The organism is Tenacibaculum tangerinum (genome assembly GCF_029853675.1).
GTDB classification, from domain to species: Bacteria; Bacteroidota; Bacteroidia; order Flavobacteriales; family Flavobacteriaceae; genus Polaribacter; species Polaribacter tangerinum_A.
In genome coordinates this window covers 1,595,426-1,619,768 of the sequence record NZ_CP122539.1, presented here as the reverse complement: position 1 = coordinate 1,619,768, position 24,343 = coordinate 1,595,426, and the positions used below count along the sequence as shown (strand labels likewise).

22 protein-coding genes and 1 pseudogene are annotated in these 24,343 nt (G+C 32.6%); 14 read left to right on the top strand and 9 right to left on the bottom strand.

The window, feature by feature from the left end; genetic code table 11:
- Nucleotides 1-66: 66 nt before the first annotated feature.
- Both P8625_RS07100 and P8625_RS07095 read right to left on the bottom strand, forming a co-directional pair.
- Nucleotides 67-2,520 carry a 3-hydroxyacyl-CoA dehydrogenase/enoyl-CoA hydratase family protein gene (locus P8625_RS07100; RefSeq protein WP_279652927.1) on the bottom strand — a complete coding sequence of 818 codons (2,454 nt, stop codon included), beginning with the start codon at nt 2,518-2,520 and terminating at the stop codon, nt 67-69.
- Complete coding sequence (locus P8625_RS07095) at nt 2,492-2,953, bottom strand: MarR family winged helix-turn-helix transcriptional regulator (RefSeq protein WP_279652762.1); 462 nt, start codon at nt 2,951-2,953, stop codon at nt 2,492-2,494. Before P8625_RS07095 ends, P8625_RS07100 begins: the two co-directional genes overlap by 29 nt.
- Before the next feature lie 190 nt (nt 2,954-3,143).
- Between P8625_RS07095 and P8625_RS07090 the strand changes: the two genes are divergently transcribed.
- From P8625_RS07090 to P8625_RS07070, 5 genes and pseudogenes are all read left to right on the top strand, one after another.
- On the top strand, nt 3,144-4,073 hold the full coding sequence (locus P8625_RS07090) for an ABC transporter ATP-binding protein (RefSeq protein ID WP_279652761.1): 930 nt from the start codon (nt 3,144-3,146) through the stop codon (nt 4,071-4,073).
- 3 nt (nt 4,074-4,076) lie between these two features.
- On the top strand, nt 4,077-5,399 hold the full coding sequence (locus P8625_RS07085) for an ABC transporter permease (protein WP_279652760.1): 1,323 nt from the start codon (nt 4,077-4,079) through the stop codon (nt 5,397-5,399).
- Between the two features lie 10 nt (nt 5,400-5,409).
- On the top strand, nt 5,410-6,255 hold the full coding sequence (locus P8625_RS07080) for a mechanosensitive ion channel family protein (protein WP_279652759.1): 846 nt from the start codon (nt 5,410-5,412) through the stop codon (nt 6,253-6,255).
- Between the two features lie 50 nt (nt 6,256-6,305).
- Nucleotides 6,306-7,457, top strand: a pseudogene (locus P8625_RS07075) (sigma-54-dependent transcriptional regulator); the annotation flags it as partial.
- A 257-nt stretch (nt 7,458-7,714) separates the two neighbouring features.
- A complete protein-coding gene (locus P8625_RS07070; protein ID WP_279652134.1) occupies nt 7,715-8,935 on the top strand; it encodes a transposase in 1,221 nt (406 codons plus the stop codon).
- 424 nt (nt 8,936-9,359) lie between these two features.
- Here the strand turns inward: P8625_RS07070 and P8625_RS07065 are convergent, their stop codons facing one another.
- The 3 genes from P8625_RS07065 to katG all read right to left on the bottom strand — a co-directional run bounded on the left by P8625_RS07065 (nt 9,360) and on the right by katG (nt 12,466).
- The gene (locus tag P8625_RS07065) at nt 9,360-9,722 is read right to left on the bottom strand and encodes a hypothetical protein (protein WP_279652757.1); all 363 of its coding nucleotides are present in this window, start codon (nt 9,720-9,722) and stop codon (nt 9,360-9,362) included.
- Nucleotides 9,722-10,084: a YtxH domain-containing protein gene (locus P8625_RS07060; protein ID WP_279652756.1), complete on the bottom strand. Its 363-nt coding sequence runs from the start codon at nt 10,082-10,084 to the stop codon at nt 9,722-9,724. The genes P8625_RS07065 and P8625_RS07060 overlap by 1 nt, the downstream gene beginning before the upstream one ends.
- Nucleotides 10,085-10,267: 183 nt before the next feature.
- Nucleotides 10,268-12,466, bottom strand: coding sequence for a catalase/peroxidase HPI (gene katG / locus P8625_RS07055; RefSeq protein WP_279652755.1), 2,199 nt, complete (start codon nt 12,464-12,466; stop codon nt 10,268-10,270).
- A gap of 282 nt (nt 12,467-12,748) precedes the next feature.
- On the opposite strand from katG, the gene P8625_RS07050 reads away from it, so the two are divergent.
- The 3 genes from P8625_RS07050 to P8625_RS07040 all read left to right on the top strand — a co-directional run bounded on the left by P8625_RS07050 (nt 12,749) and on the right by P8625_RS07040 (nt 14,057).
- Nucleotides 12,749-13,390, top strand: a complete 642-nt coding sequence (locus tag P8625_RS07050; protein WP_279652754.1) for a peroxiredoxin — start codon at nt 12,749-12,751, stop codon at nt 13,388-13,390.
- Nucleotides 13,391-13,488: 98 nt separating this feature from the next.
- Nucleotides 13,489-13,797, top strand: coding sequence for a thioredoxin family protein (locus P8625_RS07045; RefSeq protein ID WP_279652753.1), 309 nt, complete (start codon nt 13,489-13,491; stop codon nt 13,795-13,797).
- Nucleotides 13,798-13,799: 2 nt separating this feature from the next.
- Nucleotides 13,800-14,057: a DUF6952 family protein gene (locus tag P8625_RS07040; protein ID WP_279652752.1), complete on the top strand. Its 258-nt coding sequence runs from the start codon at nt 13,800-13,802 to the stop codon at nt 14,055-14,057.
- Nucleotides 14,058-14,667: 610 nt separating this feature from the next.
- Here the strand turns inward: P8625_RS07040 and P8625_RS07035 are convergent.
- The 3 genes from P8625_RS07035 to P8625_RS07025 all read right to left on the bottom strand — a co-directional run bounded on the left by P8625_RS07035 (nt 14,668) and on the right by P8625_RS07025 (nt 16,997).
- Nucleotides 14,668-14,844 carry a hypothetical protein gene (locus tag P8625_RS07035; RefSeq protein WP_279652751.1) on the bottom strand — a complete coding sequence of 59 codons (177 nt, stop codon included), beginning with the start codon at nt 14,842-14,844 and terminating at the stop codon, nt 14,668-14,670.
- Complete coding sequence (locus P8625_RS07030) at nt 14,837-16,279, bottom strand: sodium:solute symporter (RefSeq protein WP_279652750.1); 1,443 nt, start codon at nt 16,277-16,279, stop codon at nt 14,837-14,839. The genes P8625_RS07035 and P8625_RS07030 overlap by 8 nt, the downstream gene beginning before the upstream one ends.
- Before the next feature lie 88 nt (nt 16,280-16,367).
- Nucleotides 16,368-16,997, bottom strand: coding sequence for an NAD(P)H-dependent oxidoreductase (locus tag P8625_RS07025; RefSeq protein WP_279652749.1), 630 nt, complete (start codon nt 16,995-16,997; stop codon nt 16,368-16,370).
- Nucleotides 16,998-17,114: 117 nt separating this feature from the next.
- On the opposite strand from P8625_RS07025, the gene P8625_RS07020 reads away from it, so the two are divergent.
- Together P8625_RS07020 and P8625_RS07015 are read left to right on the top strand one after the other, a co-directional pair.
- Nucleotides 17,115-18,386, top strand: a complete 1,272-nt coding sequence (locus tag P8625_RS07020; protein WP_279652748.1) for a DUF2851 family protein — start codon at nt 17,115-17,117, stop codon at nt 18,384-18,386.
- A 280-nt stretch (nt 18,387-18,666) separates the two neighbouring features.
- Complete coding sequence (locus P8625_RS07015) at nt 18,667-19,410, top strand: ThiF family adenylyltransferase (RefSeq protein WP_279652747.1); 744 nt, start codon at nt 18,667-18,669, stop codon at nt 19,408-19,410.
- A gap of 2 nt (nt 19,411-19,412) precedes the next feature.
- On the opposite strand, the gene P8625_RS07010 is transcribed toward P8625_RS07015, so the two are convergent.
- The gene (locus P8625_RS07010) at nt 19,413-20,174 is read right to left on the bottom strand and encodes a helix-turn-helix domain-containing protein (RefSeq protein WP_279652746.1); all 762 of its coding nucleotides are present in this window, start codon (nt 20,172-20,174) and stop codon (nt 19,413-19,415) included.
- Nucleotides 20,175-20,343: 169 nt separating this feature from the next.
- Here P8625_RS07010 and P8625_RS07005 point away from each other — a divergent pair, with 169 nt between their 5' ends.
- From P8625_RS07005 to P8625_RS06990, 4 genes are all read left to right on the top strand, one after another.
- Nucleotides 20,344-20,934, top strand: a complete 591-nt coding sequence (locus P8625_RS07005; protein ID WP_279652745.1) for a hypothetical protein — start codon at nt 20,344-20,346, stop codon at nt 20,932-20,934.
- 70 nt (nt 20,935-21,004) lie between these two features.
- Complete coding sequence (locus P8625_RS07000) at nt 21,005-23,359, top strand: outer membrane beta-barrel family protein (protein WP_279652744.1); 2,355 nt, start codon at nt 21,005-21,007, stop codon at nt 23,357-23,359.
- Between the two features lie 126 nt (nt 23,360-23,485).
- Nucleotides 23,486-23,692 carry a hypothetical protein gene (locus P8625_RS06995; RefSeq protein WP_279652743.1) on the top strand — a complete coding sequence of 69 codons (207 nt, stop codon included), beginning with the start codon at nt 23,486-23,488 and terminating at the stop codon, nt 23,690-23,692.
- A gap of 69 nt (nt 23,693-23,761) precedes the next feature.
- Nucleotides 23,762-23,971, top strand: coding sequence for a hypothetical protein (locus P8625_RS06990; RefSeq protein WP_279652742.1), 210 nt, complete (start codon nt 23,762-23,764; stop codon nt 23,969-23,971).
- Nucleotides 23,972-24,343: the final 372 nt, after the last annotated feature.

The following is a 24,343-nucleotide window of genomic DNA, read 5'->3' as shown; positions in this document are numbered from 1 at the left end:
TTTCTTGCTTTTGGCTATTGGCTTTTAGCTATTTGCTAACAGCTAGAGGCTAATAGCATAGTAATTTTAATTACGTAAAGGTTTACCAGTTTTTAACATGTGCTGAATACGCTCTAACGTTTTACGCTCTGTAGCTAAGCTTAAGAAGGCTTCACGTTCAAGGTCTAATAAATACTGCTCAGTAACTTTGGTTGGTTCTGATAAATCTCCTCCAGCCATTACATAGGCTAGTTTATTCGCTATTTTCTGATCGTGTTCAGAAATATACTTAGAAGCTTCCATAGAGTCTGTTCCTACTAAGAACATTCCTAAGGCTTGCTTACCTAATACTAAAACATCTTTACGTTTTGCAGGTTGTGTATAGCCTGCTTCAGCTAATAGCACAGCGTGTTTTTTCGCTTCTGCAATTTGACGGTCTTTATTTACAACCACCACATCTTTTCCTTTTTGTAGTAAGTTTAGGTCGTAGGCTTCATAGGCTGAAGTCGCTACTTTTGCCATACCAATCGTTAAGAAGTGCTCTTGTAATACGTTTAATTGAACATCGCCTGTGTGGAATAAGTCTTGTGCTCTTAAAGCCATTTCTTTAGAACCACCACCACCAGGAATTACACCAACTCCGAACTCTACCAATCCGATGTAGGTTTCAGCAGCAGCTACTACTTTATCGGCGTGTAATGATAATTCACATCCACCACCCAACGCCATTCCGTGAGGAGCAGCAATCGTAGGAATTGCAGAGTAACGCATACGCATCATGGTGTCTTGAAAATATTTGATTGCCATATTTAGCTCGTCGTACTCTTGCTCAACCGCCATCATAAAAATCATTCCGATATTGGCACCTACTGAGAAGTTCGCAGCTTGGTTACCAATAACCAAACCTTGGAAGTCTTTTTCAGCTAAATCAACCGCTTTGTTTAATCCAGCCAACACATCGCCACCAATGGTATTCATTTTCGATTGGAACTCACAGTTTAAAATGCCGTCTCCTAAATCTTCAATAACTACCCCAGAGTTTTTAAATACCTCTTTGGTTTTACGAATGTTATCTAAGATAATAAAAGCTTCTTGTCCTGGTTTTTTTACTTGCTCTTTGGCATCTAAATCGTAATAGTACGTAGCGCCATTTTTAACAGTATAAAAAGAGGTTTCTCCTTTGGCTACCATTTCTGTTACCCAAGCAGCAGGTTCTTTACCCTCAGCTTTCATTAATTCGATACCTTTTTCAACTCCTACAGCATCCCAAATTTCGAAAGGACCATTTTCCCAACCGAAACCTGCTTTCATGGCATCGTCAATTCGATATAATTCGTCAGAAATTTCTGGAATTCTATTTTGAACATAGGCAAACATAGCTGCAAAGTTCTTGCGGTAGAATTCTCCCGCTTTATCTTTTCCGCCAACTAACACTTTAAATCGGTCAATTGGCTTATCAATTGTTTTCGTTAACTCAAGGGTTGCAAATTTTGCTTTTTTAGACGGACGGTATTCCATCGTGTCTAGGTCTAATGCTAAAATTTCACGTTTTCCTTCAGCATTGGTTGTTTTTTTATAAAACCCTTGTTTTGTTTTATCTCCTAACCATTTATTTTCCATCATGGTATTGATGAAGTCTGGCAACTTAAACAAGTCGTGTGCTTCATCGTTAGGACAGTTGTCATAAATACCGTTCGCAACATGCACTAAGGTATCTAAGCCAACCACATCAACTGTTCGGAACGTAGCTGATTTAGGGCGTCCGATAACAGGTCCTGTTAATTTATCAACCTCTTCAACCGTTAAGCCTAATTCTTTTACTTGATGAAACAACGATTGGATTCCGAAGATACCAATACGGTTGCCTATAAATGCTGGGGTATCTTTGGCTAATACCGAAGTTTTTCCTAAGAACTTAGAGCCGTATTCCATCAAAAAGTCTGTAACCTCTTGTTTACAGTCTGGACCTGGAACAACTTCAAATAATTTTAAATAACGAGGAGGGTTAAAAAAGTGTGTTACTGCAAAGTGCTTACGAAAATCTTCACTACGTCCTTCGTTCATGAATTTAATAGGAATACCAGACGTATTTGTAGAAACGATCGTACCAGGAGTACGGTATTTTTCAACTTGCTCAAATACACTTTTTTTGATATCCAGACGTTCTACAACTACTTCCATTACCCAATCTACCTCTTTAATTTTGTGTAAATCGTCTTCAAGATTTCCAGTGGTAATTCTATCTGCAAATTTTTTATGATAGATAGGTGAGGGTTTTGATTTTAGTGAAGCAGCCAACGCATTATTTACCAAACGGTTACGAACTACGTTGTCTTCTAAGGTAAGTCCTTTTGCTTTTTCTTGGTCGGTCAGTTCTCTTGGAACAATGTCTAGTAATAAGACTTCAACGCCAATGTTAGCAAAATGACATGCAATACCTGAGCCCATGATACCAGAACCGATAATTGCTACTTTTTTTAATTCTTCTTGCCATTTGTTTGTTAGTTTGTTTTTATACAGCTTCTTTATTGATACTTTCATCATATATCAACTTATCTGTAATTAATTTGTTTATAGTTGTTGTTACTTTAAAGAAGGTGTTTAATTCTTCTTCTGTAATATGTTCCCTTACTTTATTATTGAATTGATATACGTGCCCTTTTGAAACTTGGCGCATTTCTTTACCGTATTTGGTAAGTTTTAAAATAACACTTCTGCCGTCATTAGGATTTTTCTCACGGTATATAACTCCTTTGTCTTCCATGGTTTTTAACAAACGAGAAAGACTGGTAGGCTCCATTCCCATTAGCGGTCCTAAAGCTGTCGAAGGGGTTCCATTTTCGTAATCTATATTCAACAAAGCAAAAGCTGTAGCCATCGTACTATCGTGCTTTGCGGCTTGCTCATTATACATTTTAGCAACTGCTTGCCACGTAGCTCTTAATTGGTGATCTATTGATTTGTCTTTGTCCATCGATGCCAAATATATAAAAATTTATTATGCATGCATAGTATTCTGCAAAAAAATTATGCATGCATAGTAAATTTAACAAAAAATTAAACTTGTAACGTTTGGCAATAAGAGTATACTAATTGAGTATAAAAATATGTAAGTTTGTCGCTACTGTTTTTAAACAAGCGGTAATTAATCAACTATAAAATCTATGAACAATTTATTAGAAGTAAATAATGTGGTAAAACGCTATGGCGATTATACGGCATTAAACAACGTTTCCATGCATATTCCTAAAGGAAGTGTATTTGGATTACTTGGACCTAATGGGGCAGGAAAAACATCGTTAATCCGAATTATAAATCAGATAACCATGCCCGATGCTGGTGAAATTATTTTAGATGGAGAAAAACTAGCTCCTAACCATATAGAATATATAGGATATTTACCAGAAGAGCGCGGTTTATATAAAAGTATGAAAGTGGGAGAACAAGCGTTGTATTTAGCTCAATTAAAAGGATTGAGTAGGTCTGAAGCAAAAAAACGATTGAAATATTGGTTTGATAAGTTCGACATAGGTGCTTGGTGGAATAAGAAGATTGAAGAACTTTCAAAAGGAATGGCGCAAAAGGTGCAATTTATTGTTACCGTGCTGCATCAACCTAAATTATTAATTTTTGACGAGCCGTTTTCTGGATTCGATCCTATCAATGCAAAATTGATAGCAAAAGAAATATTACAGTTGCGTGATGAAGGAGCGACCATAATTTTTTCTACTCACAGAATGGAAAGTGTAGAGGAAATGTGTGATTATATCGCTTTAATCAATAAGTCGAATAAAATTTTAGATGGGAAACTAGAAGATATTAAAAAAGAATTTAGAACCAATACCTTTCAAGTGGGCTTGGCAACATCGAAAGCTAAAGAGGTTGAAATGAAGCTCAGAGAAAAATTTACGGTATTGCCTGCGGATTTTAAGTTGTTAAATGACGGACTAAAACTAAACGTAAAATTAACCAGCGGAAATTCAGCAAACGATTTACTATCCTATTTAACCACTCAAGGAGAAGTACAGCATTTTGTAGAGTTAATACCAAGTGCCAATGATATTTTTATTCAAGCAATTCAAAAAAACAGTTAACCAATGAAAAGATTACGATTAATTATAGAACGCGAGTTTATTGCTAAAGTTAGAAATAAATCGTTTATCGTTATGACTTTCTTAAGTCCGTTGTTAATGATTGGTATGGGGGCTTTGGTAATATTCTTAATGAAAAAAAACGATGATAAGGTTAAGAAAATAGTATATGTTGATCATTCAGGCATTTTTTTTAAAGATGTTTTTAAAGACTCAAAAACAGTAAAATACCAAGATTTTACAGCTTTAGGAATTGAAGAATCAAAAAAGAAGGTGGAAGATGGAGATTATTACGGAGCGTTATACATTCCGAAACAAGATAGTTTAGAAGTATTGGCAAAATCAATTGAGTTTTTTTCTAAAGATTCTCCTAGTATGTCGGTAATAGAAAGTATAGAAGATAGTATCGACAAAGAACTACGCCATAAGAAGTTAGAGGGTTTTGGTATAAATATAGCTCATATTGAAGAGTCTAAAATTTCATCAGAAATAAAAATGTTTGATTTTTCTGGCGAAAAATCATCAAAACTCATCAACGGATTAAAAATTGGTGTGGGTACTATTGCAGGGTATTTACTCATGATGTTTGTTATGATTTACGGTACTTCAGTGATGCGGAGTGTTATTGAAGAAAAAACAAGTAGAATTATTGAAGTGATTGTTTCTTCAGTAAAACCTTTTCAATTAATGCTAGGAAAAATTATAGGAAATGCCTCTGCTGGCTTATTACAGTTCTTTATTTGGGGAGTGTTGTTTTTAGTGCTTGGTTTGATAGCATCATCTTTCTTCGGAGTTGATATGATGGAAATGCAATCGGCAAAAGTTTCTTCTGAGCAACTAGATGCTATTCAACAAACAGCAATGAATAAAGGAGAAATGATTGTGCAAGAAATCTTTAGGTTGCCCTTAGTAAAAATGTTCTTCTTATTTATTTTTTATTTCCTTGGAGGGTATATGTTGTATAGCTCTTTGTTTGCAGCCATTGGTGCTGCGGTAGATAATGAAACCGACACACAACAATTTATGATGCCTATTATGTTACCCTTAATGTTAGCGGTGTATGTAGGTTTTGCTACAGTAATAAATGATCCTCACGGCCCAGTATCGGTTGTGTTTTCTTATATACCGTTCACATCACCCATTGTGATGCTTATGAGAATTCCGTTTGGAGTAGCTTGGTGGGAAATAGCCATTTCTATGTTGCTATTAATTCTTACTTTTATCGTAATTGTATGGATTGCTGCCAAAGTGTATCGCGTTGGAATTTTAATGTACGGAAAAAAACCAACGTATAAAGATTTATGGAAGTGGATTCGTTACAGTGGATAATTAATACTTTATGAAAGAAATTATAAAAGAAGTAACTGATTTTTTAAATGTTAGAATTCCCATGGGTGGGAAAGACGTAGATATTACAGTACAGACAGTTTTAGCTTTAATTATAGGTTTAATTCTTGTTAAGTTCTTGCTGAAGTATCTTAAAATGATTGCTAGAAAGAAACTAGATAAAGAAGATAAAAATAAATTTGACACCATTTTTTCATTTACCAGCTGGTTGGCATACGTAATTGTTTTTTCAATAGTATTGAGTTCAGCGGGTGTAGATTTGAGCGCTATCTTAGTAGCCTCATCTGCATTGTTAATCGGTGTTGGGTTGGCTTTGCAAACTTTTTTTCAAGATATTATTTCTGGAGTTTTTATCATTCTAGATAAGAGTGTGCATGTTGGAGATATTATTGAGTTAGAAGGAAAGATTGGTAGAGTTGAAGAAATTAAGTTAAGAACCACAAGAGCGGTAACTATTGAAAATAAAGTATTGGTAATTCCTAATCACAAATATTTAACTCATAGTTTATATAACTGGACTCAAAACGGAACGACTACTCGTGAAAGTGTTACAGTTGGAGTGGCATACGGAAGTGATGTAGCGTTGGTTAAAAAGTTGTTGTTAAAAGCGGCAAATGAACACCCAAAAGTATTTCAACATCCAGCGCCCATGGTGGTTTTTGAAAACTTTGGAGATAGTGCTCTAGAGTTTAAATTAGTGTTTACCTTAGGCGATAGTTTTCAGGCGCTCATCCCACAAAGTGATATTCGATACAGAATAGACGAATTGTTTAGAGAGCACAATATAAGTATTCCATTTCCTCAAAGAGATATTCATATTATAAGGAATAAGGAATAGTGGCTTAATTATTGTACCTCACAAAAATGTATTAAAAGAATAAATAACGTATGGCTAAAATATTATTAATCGAAGATGAAGCTGCAATTCGCAGAGTATTAAAAAAAATTATTTCTGAAGAAAACGATTCTTATGAAGTTGAAGAAGCCGAAGATGGCTTGCAAGGAATTGAAATGATTAAAAAAACAGATTACGATTTGGTACTTTGTGATATTAAAATGCCTAAAATGGACGGTGTTGAGGTGTTAGAAAAAGCTCGAAAGTTAAAACCAGAAATACCCATGGTAATGATTTCTGGTCATGGAGATTTAGACACTGCTGTAAACACGATGCGATTAGGAGCCTTTGATTATATTTCGAAACCACCAGATTTAAACCGTTTGTTAAATACGGTGAGGAATGCATTAGACAGAAAAGAACTGGTGGTAGAAAACAAACGCCTAAAAAAGAAGGTGAGTAAAAACTATGAAATGATTGGTGAAAGTGATGCCATTACTCATATTAAAGAAATTATTGAAAAAGTTGCAGGTACCGATGCTAGAGTGTTAATTACAGGACCTAATGGAACTGGAAAAGAATTGGTAGCGCATTGGCTGCATGAAAAATCAGATCGTTCAAAAGCACCTATGATCGAAGTGAATTGTGCTGCTATTCCTACAGAATTGATAGAAAGTGAATTGTTTGGGCATGTAAAAGGAAGTTTTACAGGGGCAAACAAAGATAGAGCAGGGAAGTTTGAAGCTGCTAACGGAGGAACGATTTTTTTAGATGAAATTGGTGATATGAGTTTGTCGGCGCAAGCCAAAGTTTTGCGTGCATTACAAGAAAATAAAATTCAGCGTGTAGGTTCTGATAAAGATATCAAGGTGAATGTACGCGTAGTTGCCGCAACGAATAAAGATTTAAAGAAAGAAATTGAAGAAGGACGCTTTCGAGAAGATTTATACCATCGATTGGCTGTAATTTTAATTAAAGTACCTGCACTGAATGATAGGAGAGAAGATATTCCTTTATTAGTAGATTTTTTTGCTAACAAAATCTCGGAAGAGCAAGGAATGCCTAAAAAAGAATTTGAAGAAAAAGCGATTAAAAAATTACAAGATTACGACTGGACAGGTAATATAAGAGAGTTGAGAAATGTAGTTGAGCGGTTACTTATTTTAGGTGAAAAGAAAGTTTCAGAGAATGATGTAAAACTATTTGGGCACTTTCATAAAATAGAAATCCCTTGTTTTTACAGGGGATTTGTTGTACCTTATCTTCAAAACAAACCCCGAAAATCACCTAAAAAGGCAAAAAACGGGGTTTTCACATTACTTAATTATGAAAATACGAAGAATTTCTGAAATGCAACACCGTATTTCAATTTTTTCCCCTAAGCGAGAATTATGATGCTCATTATGCACGTTTTTTAGAGGGAGATTTAGGCAAAATCCATGCTGCTATTCCTTGGGATGATTTGGTAAATACTTTTGGTATCCACGAACAATCAACAGGGCGAAACTATCTTTTTAGTCCTAAAGGGAGGCTTGGTTTAATGTTTTTGAAGCATTACGCTAATTGTTCAGATAAGAAATTAATAGAGCAATTAAATTCTAATCTTGATTATCAATTTTTTTGTGATATTGAACTAGGATTTGAACGTTTGACCAATTATAAAATAGTAAGTCAAATACGTTGTGAATTATCAGAGAAATTAGAGATTAGTTCAGTTGAAAAAGTTCTTTTTTCTTTTTGGAAAGGTCAAATAGAGAGCGCCAATCAAATAGTTATGGATGCAACTTGTTATGAGAGTGAACTATCTTATCCTAGCATTCAAAAATTACTTTGGCAGTCTGTGCATTGGCTTTATAAACAACTACAAAAAACCTGCTCAGTGTTAGGAGTTAAAATGATTCGAAGTAAGTATTTGAAATGGAAGAAACGGTATCAAGGGTTTAGTAAAATGCGAAGAAAAACCAAATCAAAACGAATCTCATTAACTAGAGCATTATTAAAATTACTATTGAAGTTTATCAATTTTGAAAAAGAACTACAAATCCATTCTAACCTAGAGTTTACCCCACAATATTATAAGAGAATAACTACAATTCAAAAGATTTACGAGCAACAAAAGCATCACTTTGATACAGGAGAGAAAATAAAGGATAGAATTGTGAGTATTCATAAGGATTATATTCGTCCTATTGTCAGGGGAAAAGAAGTAAAACCTGTTGAATTTGGAGCAAAAGTGAACAAAGTTCAAATAGACGGGATTAGTTTTATAGAACACATCAATTTTAATGCTTTTCACGAGGGAAATCGTTTTATACAAACGGTTCAAAAAGTGCAAGGATTAACTCGAAAGAAAGTAAAAATAGCTGGAGCAGATAAAATTTATGCCACCAATAAAAACAGAAAATACTGTAGTTCTAAAGCTATACAAACAGACTTTATTCCTAAGGGGAAAAAATCTAAAAACCACAAAGAAAAACAGAAACTTAGAGCTATTATTTCCAAAGAAAGAGCTACAAGATTAGAAGGGTCTTTTGGTAAGGATAAAGAACATTATCATTTAAAAAAGATAAAGGCTAAAACTAAAAAAAATGAGATTCTTTGGATTTTCTTTGGAATACACACAGGGAACGCACTTGAAATTGGTCGTAGAAAAGCGAGAGAAATAGACAAAAAAACAGCCTAATTTTAAAGCCCAAAAATAAGGTTAATGAGAGAGGTATGTCTTGTCGGATCTTTTTCCTAAAATTTTACCTTGAAGAAACTCAAAAAAGCCACTAAAATCAAAAATCGGGATTAAATTTGTAAAATTCGAATACCGATTTTTCTTAAATCTCAGAAAACAATCTGTTTTCTGAAAGTGCCTATTTGCTAGCAAATAAAATAAAATCCCTAGAAGTAACTAACTGCTAGGGATATTTTATTACCTTAAGATTCTTCTGGTTAGATTAAAAATACCGAATTTACCAAAAGCTTGAAGTGCTGTTTTTAACCAACTATTGAGCGATAAGTCTTCTTGAAATTGCCTTTTCACAAGCTTTATTTCCTCTAGAGAAATATCTCGTTTTAACTTTAGTAGCTTTAGTTCTCTTTGTATCTCACTATTATTTTTATAATATTTCTTCATCGTCAAAATATTTCTTTGATAAGTTTTTTATAATGAAAGACTCTACATTCTTTCTTAAAAGATAGGCTATTAACGCTAATAAAATAAACAACAAAGCTACTACTAGGTATCCTAACACCATGCTGTTTAGATATTCTCCTATAGTTGCTGCCATGGTTACAGCAAAAAACACAAAAGCAATGAGCGAAAAAATGCCGATAATAGCAAAATTAAATACTAGGGCTAAAGTATACGTTAATACCTGAAAAACTTTAAGCTTGTAATATTTTTCAGAGTATTTGATAAATTCTTTACCCTTTTCAATTGCTTTGTCTGAATTGTTATGTAATGATTCGAAAATAGACATTACTTTGTTTGTAATTTTTTATTCTTTGCTTTTAACACTTTTAACTTTTTTTCTAATTCTGAAATCACATCATCAGCTTTGTAGCTAGCATCTGTAACTATCGTGTCTAATTGTTCTTCTAACGTGTTGCTTTTGTTTTGTAATGTGTCTGAAACATTATTTTTTAAGGTTTCAGCTCTTTGTGCAACTTCCTCTTTAAGATGTGTTGCTTCAGACACAATAGTATCTCTTGCTGAGGCTGCTCCATCCGCTATTTTTTGCCTAGTTTTACTTCCCTTATCGGGGGCAAATAAGATACCTAAGCCAGCGCCTATTGCCGCTCCTACTAATAAACCAAAAATACTGTTGCTCTCGTTACTCATAATATTTTTTTTAGATTGCTATTAATTACTTTAAACACAAAGATAAATTAGTCTTATTTAAGTGTTTGACTCTATACGTTTAAATATTAACTCAGTTGCCATAAATAAAGGAGTTGAGAAGTTTTTTTCTCAAAAAAAGAAGGATTTTTTTACTTCTTTCCTTGTTTTTATTTTGAGTAGTATTTATGCTAAATCGTACCTGTCAGCATTCATTACTTTAGTCCATGCAGCAACAAAATCTTTTACAAATTTTTCTTTGTTGTCATCTTGTGCATATACTTCAGCATACGATCGAAGAATTGAATTTGAACCAAAAATTAAATCCACCCTTGTAGCTGTCCATTTGGTAGCACCTGTTTTACGATCGACAATGTTGTAAAGGTTGTCATCTACTGGTTTCCAAGAAAATTTCATATCGGTAAGGTTTACAAAGAAATCATTACTCAGTACGCCTTCATTATCAGTAAATACACCGTGTTTTGTGTTTCCGTAGTTGGTTCCTAAGACACGCATTCCTCCAATTAAAACGGTCATTTCAGGAGCGGTAAGTCCCATAAGTTGTGTTCTGTCTAATAATAATTCTTCGGGCTTTACATTGTAATTTTTCTTCAACCAATTTCTGTATCCATCGTGTATGGGTTCTAAGGCATTAAAAGAAGGAGCATCTGTCACTTCAGCAGTAGCATCACCTCTTCCTGGCGCAAAAGGAACGTTGATATCGAATCCACCATCTTTTGCAGCCTCTTCAATAGCGGCAGTTCCTCCTAAAACAATTAAATCAGCAATACTTACTTTTTTGTGTAAGCTAGATTGAATTTCGGTTAAAGTATTCAATACCTTATTTAGTCTTGTAGGTTCATTTCCTTCCCAATTTTTTTGAGGGGCTAAACGAATACGTGCTCCATTAGCGCCTCCTCTAAAGTCTGAACCTCTATAGGTTCTAGCGCTATCCCAAGCAGTATTAATCAATTCGGTTCTGGTAAGACCACTGTTTAGTAGTTTGTCTTTAAGAGTTTCAATTTCAGATTCATTCAAGGTATAATCTACACTAGGAACCGGGTCTTGCCAAATAAGATCTTCTTCAGGGGCATCAGTGCCTAAGTAACGTGTATTAGGACCTAAATCACGATGCGTTAATTTAAACCAAGCACGAGCGAAAGTTTCGTCAAAATACTTAGGATCTTTGTAGAATTTTTCAGAAATTTTTCTGTATTCAGGATCCATTTTCATTGCCATATCAGCATCGGTCATAATAGGGTTTCTCTTGATGTTTGGGTTGTGAGCATCGACAGGTTTGTCTGCTTCATCCATATCAATGGGCTCCCATTGCCATGCTCCAGCGGGACTCTTTTTTAGCTCCCATTCATGATTTAATAATAAATGAAAATAGGTATGGTTCCATCTGTCAGGAGTAGTGGTCCATGCACCTTCCAAACCACTGGTTACTGTATTTTCAGCGTTTCCACTACCTTTAGGGTTCATCCATCCGAAACCTTGATGCTGAATTTCTGCACCTTCAGGACTTGCACCTAGTACACTATCGTCTCCATTACCATGAGCTTTTCCAACAGTATGTCCTCCCGCCGTCAAAGCAACGGTTTCTTCATCGTTCATAGCCATTCGTTCAAAAGTTTCGCGAACGTCTTTTGCTGTTCTAAGTGGGTCGGGTTTTCCATCAACACCTTCGGGGTTTACATAAATTAATCCCATTTGAACGGCAGCCAAAGGATTTTCGAGAGATTCACGATTTTCATCGTTGTCGTATCTACTTTTAGTAGGCGCTAGCCATTCTTTTTCTGCGCCCCAATAAATATCTTTTTCAGGGTGCCAAATATCTTCACGTCCTCCAGCAAAACCAAATGTTTTGAATCCCATCGATTCATAGGCTATGTTGCCAGCCAAAATGATGAGGTCTGCCCAAGATAATTTATTACCATATTTTTTCTTTATAGGCCATAATAGACGTCTAGCTTTATCAAGGTTTCCGTTGTCTGGCCAACTATTTAATGGAGCGAATCGCTGATTTCCAGTATTGCTACCGCCTCTACCGTCGGCAATTCTGTAGGTGCCTGCCGCATGCCATGCCATACGAATCATCAGTCCTCCGTAATGCCCCCAATCTGCAGGCCACCAATCTTGGCTATCGGTCATTAAATTTTTAAGATCGTTTTTAACCGCTTCTAAGTCTAATTTTTTAAACGCTTCGGCATAATTAAAGTCGTTGCCTAATGGGTTTGTTTTAGTGTCGTGTTGATGTAAAATATCTAGATTCAGTGATTTAGGCCACCATTCCATAACATTATCATGTATCTCTGTGTTAGCACCTTGAGAAAAAGGACATTTTGCTTTGTTATGAGAAGAGTTTGGGTTAGCATCTTTCATATTGTTTATTTTTTACAGGTTAGAATATAAACTCAAATCTACGATAAAACAATGGATAATTTTTATCTATATTTTTTATTTCAGCATAGTATTTTCTTATTTAATTTTTTTAAGTTGTTGATTTTAAATATTGTATTTGTTTTTATGATAGTAATGCTTTTATAGTATTGATTATTCTTATCATGTGATAAAAAAATATTTTTAGATTCATTCTTTTAATGATAAGAAACAAAATACCTTTGTAATAAGGTAAAATTATTAATTAATAAAAAAGATTATAGAATGGCAACAGCAGTAGGAAAAAAGTTTCCAGATTTAAATGTAGACGCAATGAATGAAATGGGTGATACGTTTAAATTAAATGTATTAGAAGAAGCAGTTAACAACAAGAAAAAAGTGTTATTATTTTGGTACCCAAAAGATTTTACTTTTGTTTGTCCAACTGAGTTACACGCTTTTCAAGCTGCATTATCAGAATTTGAAAAAAGAAACACAATAGTTATTGGAGCTTCATGTGATACGCCTGAGGTTCATTTTGCTTGGTTAAACCAAAGCAAAGATAACGGAGGTATTGAGGGAGTTACGTATCCTTTATTAGCAGATAGTAATCGTAATTTATCGTCTGTTTTAGGTATATTAGACATCACTAACGAGGTTTATGATGAAGCTACAGGAACTGTTCAAGTAGAAGGAGATAACGTAACTTATAGAGCTACTTATTTAATAGATGAAGAAGGAACTGTTTTTCATGAAGGAATAAATCACATGCCTGTTGGGCGTAATGTAAACGAATACTTACGTTTAATTGATGCCTATACTCATGTGCAAGAAAAAGGCGAGGTTTGTCCTGCAAACTGGGAAGAGGGTAAAGAAGCAATGCAAGCAAATGCGAAAGCAACTGCAGCATATTTAGCAGCAAACTAAGATATTTAACTTACTAAAGAAAGGAAATATGCTCGTGTAAGATAGGTGAAGGGGTCGAACACGAGCTCCTTCCTTTCGAAAGAATCAATTTTAAGTTTATGTTACAAGAATTAAGTCAAGATAATTTATCGGAAATTGTCGCAGATAACAAAAAGGTAATAGTTCAGTTTTCGGCTACTTGGTGTGGTAACTGCCGTATCATGAAACCGAAGTTTAAGAAGTTATCTTCTGAAAATGACGATATAGTTTTCGTTATTGCTGATGCTGAAAAGTTTCCTGAAAGTAGAAAATTAGCCGATGTGAGTAATTTACCAACATTTGCAACTTTTGTAGATGGTAAGTTTTTTAATCAAACACAAACAAACAAGTTTGATGTATTGAAGGATTTAGTAAACGAAGTTGCTTGATTATGAAATTACCTGTAATTAAACACTTAACTTCATTTATTGAAGAAAACGACCAAGACTACCTATTAGAAACCATTGAAACTTTAGAGGCTCTTACAGAAGTTCCGTCATTAAAAGATGAAGAATTGGATGTAATTGGTGAACTAATCTCAAATATGTATGGGGCGATTGAAGTTCATAAAATGATTAAAGAAGGAACACCTAAAAAAGAAGCATTGAACAGTTTTATGCAACGTGTTTTAGGTTCTATTGATAAATAAAAAAAACGAGTTTTGCTCGTTTTTTTTATGACTTATTATTTTAAAGTGCTTTCCGTGTTGTTATACGATTTATGGTTTCTTATTTCGCATTTAGGTCTATTGTCTCTTCGAGTAAAATTAGTTGAATGAAATGAAAACAATTTTGTATCGAGAAGTGAAGCTTGGTTCTCGATAGCTTTACTTAGCGTAGCCAACGTATACTTTTTAACTCATTACCATTCTTAAAAACCACTACCATTGACATCTTTTCTTGACGACTTAGATTTTACATGGAATACTCTTTTTTCTAAACTGTTTTTCTTTTTCCATTGATGAGAACCCTTCGGCTACGCTCAGGATAAAACAAGACAAAAAATCTAGTCTTAACCAGCCTGCACTTAAAAATAACCATCTTCGAGTCTAAATTAAAATAACTCGCTACCACCCAAACAGATTTTAATTTTTAACGATTCTTGCGGTGTTATTTTTGGCTAGTCTGCTTATGACGAGGTGCTTTTTAGTATTCTCGTTAATCAAAGTAATTTGTCTTTCAAAAATAACTCTATAGCTGTCATTACATTTGCTTGACAATTTTTTGTCTGTTGTCTCGAACTGACAGTACATGAAAAAATTATTCGTAAATTGTATTAGTACTTATTTCTTTTTGCTCGTTTGCTTTTTTAATAATTGCCTTCAAACGTTCTTTAGTTCGCTGTTTTTCTAAACGAAGTTTATTTTCTTTCTGTTTTAGCAAGCGTGTATGTTTTGCTTTGTTCACTGTGTTTTTTGCTTTTCCTTTTTTAGGCATTTTTTGATGTTTTAATGGCCAACAATCCTAAGAAAGTTAAGCATCCGTTTACTATTAGTATAAAGAAACCAAAATCAAACCCGAACTGCTCTTTGCTGTAAAAACTTATAAAATAAGTTACTATGGGAGCAATTAAGCAAACTATGGGTACCAATTTATCTTTTATGTCTAGTTTGGTAAATAATCCGAAAGCATATAAACCTAATAGTGGACCATAGGTATAACCAGCAAACTGAAATATTTTTGCAATCACACTTTTATCAGCAATGGAATACCTAAAAATTAAGATAGTGGCTACTAAAATAAAAGAGAAAAGTACATGTATTTTTTTACGAATACGTTCCTGTTCTTCTTTGTCTTTCTTTTTTTCTACTTCAAGAATATCGATGCTAAACGAAGTGGTTAAAGAGGTTAATGCGCTATCGGCACTTGAGTAAGCAGCAGCAATTAAACCTAATAAAAAGAACAGCGACGTAGCGATGCCCAAATCGCCACTCATGGCTATGGTAGGAAATAATTCGTCTTTATGCGCATTGATTTCATTTGCGGTGGCATAATCTGTTAACAATACTCCAAGAGCTAAGAAGAAAAAATTTACAATGACTAACACGATAGTAAACCAAAACATATTTTTTTGTGCGTCTTTTAAATTTCGACACGTTAGGTTTTTTTGCATCATATCTTGATCTAATCCTGTCATTACAATCGAAATAAAAGCTCCAGAAAAAAACTGTTTCCAGAAATAATTTCCTGCTTTTACATCGTCAAAAAAGAAGGTTTTTGATAAGCGATTGTCTGCGATATATGAAAACAAATTATCAATTTGCATTTCATTCTTTATCATCACAATACATACACCAACGGCAATTAGCATGAACAAAGTTTGTAAGGTATCTGTCCATACAATAGTTTTAATTCCTCCTTTAAAAGTATATAGCCAAATTAGTAAAATGGTAATGGTTACGGTTACCCAAAACGGAATTCCATAATCATTGAACAAAATAAGTTGTAATACATAAGCCACTAAAAATAAGCGAAAGGCAGCACCAATAGTTCTAGAGAGTAAGAAAAATGAAGCACCTGTTTTATAGGAGTACCTACCAAAACGTTCTTCTAAATAAGTATAAATAGAAGTTAGATTTAATCGGTAATAAAGCGGAAGTAACACCAGCCCAATAACAGCATACCCTAATACATAGCCTAGTACCATTTGCATATAGCTCATTTTGTTTCCTTCAACCCAACCCGGCACAGAGATAAAAGTAACACCTGATAGTGAAGCGCCAATCATACCAAAAGCAACTAAGTACCAAGGGGAAGAGTTATTTGCCTTAAAAAATGTTTGATTGTTTGCCGACTTACCTGTAATGTGCGAAATAAGAATTAATACACCGAAATAGGCTAAGATAAGGAGGAGTATATGTAGTGGTTGCATAGGGTTACTTACGAATTATAAAGTACGAATGTACTAATTTAGTTTTTAGCTCACGCAAATTTATAATTCGTAAGTAACAATTAAAAAATTACAGTTCTATAACTACTTCTTCTGTTTTTTTACGAACCTTTTTAAGATCTTTCATATAGTCGTCTTCTGCTCTAAAACCTACGGGAAGTGCCAAAACCGATTGCAAGCCGTATTTTTCTAAGCCTAAGATTTCATCATATTTTTCAGGAACAAAACCTTCCATGGGACAGCTATCAATTTTTTCATTGGCAGCTACAGTCATTAGGTTTCCCAGTGCAATATAGGCCTGGTTTTTCATCCAATGAAACAATACTTCTGGAGATTTATTTTTGATATCGTTTACTAAGAATTCTTTAAATGGATTTAAAATTTCATCAGGTGTATTTCGAATATCTTTTACTAATTTAAAGTAGTTCTCAACATCGGTAGTAGTTAATGTTTTAGGAATACATAGCACTAGTAAGTGAGAAGCTTGCACCACTTGATGTTGGTTCCAAGAATGAGCAACTAATTGTTGTTGTACGTCTTTATCCTTTAATACGACCATTTTAACAGGTTGTAATCCGTACGAGGTAGCCGTTAGGTTAAAAGCTTCTTTTAAAATATTGAGTTGTTCTTCGGAAAGAAATTTATGTTCGTCAAATTTTTTTACAGCGTAGCGCCATTGTAAATTTTCTATGCTATTCATGTGGTTTATTTTGATGTTACAAAAATAGTAGAATATATGGTCGTTGAGAAATACTTGGAATCATAAAAATTGATAGCATTATAAGAATATTTTGTATCTTGTAAGATAAAAAAGCTAATGAAGGAAGATTTTCTACATTTTTTGTGGCAGTACAAATTATTTAATCAAGCCAACTTACAGTCTGTAAAAAACGAATCTATAGAAATTATAAATTCGGGAGGATATAACACTAATTCTGGACCTGATTTTTTAAATGCAACATTGAAAATTGATCGTCAGCTATGGGTAGGAAATATTGAAATTCACATAAAATCATCTGATTGGTATGTACACCATCATGAAAAAGATGTGAATTACGATGCCGTTATTTTACATGTTGTATGGGAACATGATACGGATGTTTTCATGAAGAATAATCATCCACTCACTACTTTAGAGCTACAAAAAATAGCCCCAAAAGATGTTTTACAAAACTATGAAAAACTGTTTTCAAAAGAGCAACGTTGGATTCCTTGTGAAAAACAGATACCTGAAGTAAGCTCTTTTTTACTGAATAACTGGTTGGAGCGCTTGTATTTCGAACGATTAGAGCACAAGTCTATTGCAATTAGAGAGTTGTTACAAAAGTTTCATAATGATTATGAGGCGGTATTATTTCAGTTGTTAGCTAAGAATTTTGGATTAAAAGTAAACGGAACTGCTTTTTTACAACTAGCACAATCGTTTGATTTTTCTGTGTTGCGTAAAGTACGCTTCAAGGAAGAACAGTTGTCAGCTTTATTGTTCGGACAAGCAGGTTTTTTAGAAGATGAAATAGAAGATAGCTATTATGAAAAACTACAAAAAGAATATACCTACCTGAAACATAAATACAAGCTAAAACCATTGCCAAAACATCATTTTCAGTTTTTTAGAATGCGACCCAGCAACTTTCCTACGATTCGGATAGCACAACTGGTATCTTTGTACTATAAGTATCAAAAATTGTTTTCAGTTTTGATGAAAGCGGACAGCGTGATAGAAATTTATGGGTTGTTTACTATCGAAGTAAATGATTTCTGGAAAGTGCATTATACCTTTCAAACGACCTCAAAGAAGTCACCTAAAAAACTCACTAAAGGTTTTGTAGATCTGTTAATTATCAATACCATCATTCCTTTGAAATTTGCGTATCAGCAGGCTAGAGGAGAGGTTGAAGAAGACAGTTTATTGAATTTGATACAAGAGTTACAACCTGAAAAAAATTCGATTATAAGTAAATTTTCTGAACTCAAAATTAAAGGAAAAAATGCTTTTGAAACGCAAGCCTTATTGGAGCTTAAAAATAATTATTGCTCAAAAAAACGTTGTTTACAGTGTGCTATTGGGAATAGTTTATTGCGAAAATAAATAGGCTTAGGGATAAAAAATACCGTGAATTTAAAATTCACGGTATTTTTTGTTTTTTATATTACAGTGAGTTTAATACAAACTCTTAAATTTGGTTGGTTTTGCTTCGTGCATAATTTCGTATACTTTTTCAAAAACATCTTCAGCAGATGGTTTAGAAAAATAGTCCCCATCGGTACCATAAGCAGGTCTGTGGGCTTTTCAAGAGACTACCTCAAAGAGTAGTGTTATAGTAACTTATTAAAGTTATATTTGTACAATATATTGTACATTTTTGGAAATGAGATATAATAGAAATAGAATTTACCTTGATAATGCAGATCAGCAAAAGATTAAACAAATTCCTATCCTACTAGGAGGAGCAGGTATAGGAAGTGTTATTGCGGAGTGTGCATTACGATTTGGCTTTGAAAATATTACTATTGTAGATGGTGATTTTGTAGAGTTAACCAATTTAAATAGACAAAATTATATTGAAGATGATATTGGCATAAGTAAAGTAATGGCTTTAAAAAAAAGACTTTTAAATATTAATTCAAATGCTAAAATTCAAACGTATAATTGTTTTATAAACAAAAAAAATATTAAATCAATAATTGATGGACATCAAATAGCAATAAATGCACTTGATTTTACTACAAATATCCCTATTTTATTTGATCAAATATGTAGGGAGAAACAAATACCAGTTTTACACCCTTACAATCTTGGCTGGGGAGGTTTGGTAGTTGTGATTGATTCCAGTAGCTTGCCTTTAAATTCTATAGTAAGAGATAAGAAGAGTTTTAATGAACTACATGTTGTGGAATATGTTTCAAGCTATATGAAGTTTTGGGGAAAGCCTCAAAACTGGCTTGAAGATATAGTTGAATCTTACAAGAAAGAAAAAGAAACATTACCACCACCTCAACTTGCGGTTGCATCTTGGTTAGTAGCGTCTATTTGTACAAACTTGTTGTACAAAATAGCGACCAATAAAAAACTAAAAATATTTCCTGAGTTTTATATGTCAACAATTGAGTGATGCTAAATTAACTTATTATTTATCGTGTATGATATAGCCTCAGCTATATTGGCTACTTCTAATTTTTCAAATAGTTTTTTTCTATGGAATTTTACAGTGTCAGAACAGACAAAAATAGATTTAGCAATTTCGTTGATTGTAAAACCCCTAATTGAAAATCTTAATATCTCTTTCTCTCTTTTAGTTAATTCTATTTTTTTTATCTTTTTCCAGTAATTTCCTTTTAAATCGTAATAATTTATAATGTTATCTCCCTCTCTGTATATTCTTATGTTTCCAGATTTTTCTTCCGTAGATAAAGAAACAATACACATTGCCTTCCAAATTTTACCCTCGCTTGTCAAAAATATTGGTGTTAATTTTTGATTGATTAATATTTTTTTAGATTCCTTATTTTCTATATGAAAATCGTACGAAATAGTGTAGTGCAATCTATCCTCTATAGGAAGTTTGTCATAAAAGTCAAAACCAATTGTGTTAATGGATAACAATAAGTCCAAATCTTTTTCTTCTACATAATTAAAATAAAAAGCATACCCCATTTTTTGAACTTCTTCGGCAGTATGTCCACATAAAAAAAGAGGGTTTTCAGAAACATACTCAAAACCTTTCTTTTCATAATCAATTATATATATGCTTTTATAGGTTACTCTAGCAAAAGCCTTTACAGCCGATAAATAGTCAGCCGCTTTTTTTCGTTCTTCATCTAAAATAGAGTCAACACTATTTTTGATAGAGAAAAAATCATCAATTTTTTTCTTCATTACTATAAATTTCGAGGACTTATTGTAAAACTAATAAAAAAATAAGAAATACGTGTTAAAAAACTACCTTTTTGAGTAGTTTTTTAACATAAATTACTTTTCTACTCTTAAGTGTAGTAGAAACTTGCTTTTCTAAGGATAAATTTGACTATATAAATAATTAGTATCTATGAGTTTTAATATTAGTTCCCCAGTCGAAAGAAAAGAAATCTCTGAAATAATAAAATTTGTTATTCAACAAAATTTTAACTATCACTATGATGAAGAAACAAATATCAGCTTAAAGAGTGATTATAAAGAAATATACAAAGAAGAGGTAGGTTTTTTAAAAAACTCAAGAATCTTTGTTTTTAAAAATGATGATAATGAAATACAGGGCTCTATAAGATTAGTAAAATGGAACTATAGAGACATTTTACCCATTCAAAGAGTTTTTAAGATTAACCCAATAGAAGTTATTGGAAATTCTCCGATAAGACACACATGGCATATAGGACGATTTGCTGTAAAAAAAGGTAACAGATCGCTTTTTAAAAAGTTAATGGTGAAAGCATTAGAACCTGTATGTAAGTATAAAAATTCAGTTGTTTTTGCAGAGTGTGATAGTAAGTTATTAAGAGTAATGAATGCTATGGGAATTAAAACAAATCAGATAGGAAATTCTTTAAATTATTTAGGATCTAAAACTGTTCCTGTTGTAATGTATTTTGATGACATTATCGATTTTTATGATAAAAATAAGCACCTAATTTTTACTTAGCAGATAAAATACATTTCAGTTGAATAGTCTTAATAATCATATCAATACGTTTTTTTAAATTTTAATATTAATGAAAAAATATTTTACCGCTTTTTGTTTAAGCCTTCAGATTTTTTGTTTTTCTCAAGTTACTCTTACTGGAAAAGTATTAAATACAAACAATGAACCTATTGAGTTGGCTGATGCAGTACTAATTGATTACAATAAAAAGATTATTGCAGGAGTTACAACGAACGATATGGGTGAATTTAAGTTAGAGGTAAAAACAGGAGTTTATACTCTAAAAGTTAGTTTTTTGGGGTATAAGATTTGGAATAAAATCGTGGATTTGACCTCTGATAAAGAAGAGATTATTCACTTACTAGAAGATAGTACAAAGTTAGATGAAGTACAAATAGAAACATCTAATAGAACTTTTAGTAGATCGGCCGACAGATTAATATTTGACGTGAAAAATAGTTTAATAGGAAAGGCTAATGGAGACATGACAGAATTGTTAAATTTTACACCAAGTGTCATTGTAGAGGGAGAAAGTATACAAGTATTAGGAAAAGATGGAGTACGTGTTTTGGTTAACGGAAGGGATTTAAAACTTTCAGGAAGCTCTTTAACAGCTTTTTTGAGATCCTTAAAAGCGTCAGATATAGATAGTATTGAACTTATTCAAAACCCGCCTGCTAAATATGAAGCAGAAGGGGACATAGCTATAATAAATATTCTTACTAAGAAAAAAGAAGTAGAATTTTGGAATAGCAATATTACGGGGGCATACCGTCAAGGGTACTATGGTATAGCTTCCTATAATGGAGCATTTAATTATAATAAAAAGAAGTTCTCTTTCTCTACAAATGTAGCTGGCGCTGATGGTTTTAGCAGAGGTGAAGAGAAAAATGAAATCTTTTACCCAGATAACTTTTGGAATCAAGAAACCTATTATAAATATCAAACTAAATATATAACAACAAATATCTCTTCGGAATATAGGATTAGTTCTCATTTATTAGTTGGAGCTCAGTATACAGGAAGTTTTAGCGAGCCAAACTCTACAAATAATGGTAATATTCGAATTCAAGAAAAAGCTCAGGCTAATAATGTTACTGAAGTAAATAATATTGGGGAGGAAGAGGGTGACAAACAGTTTAATGCCGCAAACTTTCATGCTGTTATCAATTTAACACCCAAAAGAGTTATCAATATAGATTTTGATTATTTCGACTACGAAAGAGATCAGAAAAGTGTAGTAAACTCTTTTTTTAGTCCAAGTGGAGATGAAAGCAGTATTAGTAACTCTTCTTTACAAAATGTTTCTAATTTTTCTTCAAAGATTGATGTTGAATATCCTTTCAAAAACGTGTCATTAAACTTTGGAAGTAAGCTGTCATTCTCTGAAACGAATAATCATGTATTCATAACAGGGGTTGTAAATTTCGACCAACAAAGTAGTTTTAACTACAAGGAAGATGTTCAGGCATTATACGCTTCATTGAGTAGTAGTCTTGGGCTTTCAGAATGGAGTTTTCAGTCTGGATTGAGAATGGAAAGAACAGAAACATTCGCAAAAGAAAATATGTTAGGAAGTGAAGTTAAAAATGATTATGTGAATTTTTTTCCTTCTATATATATAAACTACAAACCAAACCAACTTCATAATTTATCCTTAAACTATTCAAAAAGAATTCTTAGACCGAGATTTGATGCCTTAAATCCTTTTAGAATATATACAAGTCCGTTTTCGTATTCAGAAGGAAACCCCAATTTGCAACCTGTTTTATTAACAAACATTGGTTTAAGTCATTTGTACAAAAACTTTTTAAATACAGAAATTTATTTTTCACAAACAAAAAATGGTTCAGGACAAGTTGCGGTTTTAGATGAAGATAATTTAACACAATCTATAACTAGATTGAATTATTTTGATAGTTATGATGTTGGATTATGGGTAAATTACTTATATAATAAAAAGAAGTGGTGGCAAAGTTTAAATACCTTTCATATTTATTACAATGAGTCAACTTCAAAAATTTACCCATTAACGCCAAAATCTGTGAATGGAGTTGTAGGAATTCTTAAAACAACTAATCATTTTTCAATAGATAAAAATAACAAAACTACTATAGGGTTTGATTTTTCGTATCGTTTTCCAAATACATCTAAGGAGTTAATATATAATTATGAGCAGTATATATTAAATGCATTTGTCAAGTATAATGTGAATAATAATCTTCAAATGTCGTTAAACGCAAACAATATTTTAAGAGAATATAATTTCAACAACAAGAGTACTAGAAATCAAATAGAGGCCATATATAAAGGTTATTATGATACGCAATACGTGAAATTTTCCATTAACTACAATTTTGGTAATAAAAAGGTTAGAAGAACAAATAGAAAATTGGGAAATAAAGATGAAAAAAATAGAACATAAGAATATATAAAAAATAGTTTGTGATTGCTTTATAATGCGCAGTATAAAATAATTGTAAGCTAAAGTTGCAACAAAAGAAAAGAGGTATACTTCTTAAAATTAATTTAATTAATAAAAATTTTAATCATGAAAAAACAATTTGATTTAACAAAATTTGAAAAGTTAGAAACTTCAAATGACTCTTTAAAAGGAGGGTTTTCACAAGCATTATCTGCTACTGGAGGAATTAGTAACATTGAGTTAGACATCAACTTAGCTAGAAACTGTGGTTCTACAAATTCTGGATGTAATTTAGTTGCAGGATGTGGTGGTAGTAAAGAAATAAGTGCTTAATAAATAGGATGTTAAAAGTTATGAAGATATGTTTCGGCATATCTTCATATTAAAGTAAAAATTTTAATTATGAATAATAAAAAATTTGATTTAGCAAAATTTGAAAGATTAGAAATTTCAAATGACTCTTTAGAAGGTGGGTTTTCACAAGCATTATCTGCGACTGGAGGAATTAGTAATATTGAGCTAGATATCAACTTAGCTAAAAACTGTGGTTCTACAAATTCTGGATGTAATTTAGTTGCAGGATGTGGTGGTAGTAAAGAAATAAGTGCTTAATAAATACGATGTTAAAAATTATGAAGATATGTTTCGGCATATCTTCATATTAAAGTAAAAAAATTAATTATTAATAATAAGAAATTGGAATTAGGAAAATTTGAAAGATTAGAAATTTCAAATGACTCTTTAGAAGGTGGGATTTCACTAGTGCTCTCAGTAACAAAAGGGATAAGTACTGCTTCATTGGATATATTAACTTAACTAGAAGTTGTAGTGTAACTAATTGGTAATTTACTGGCTAGGTGTTGTAAAGAGCAAATTAGATTAAATAAAGAGACATTAAAATACCTCTTTAGAATATTAAATTATTATCATCAAATATAATTTGATAGAAAAAATATAAAAAATCAAAAGAGATCAATTTCTTAA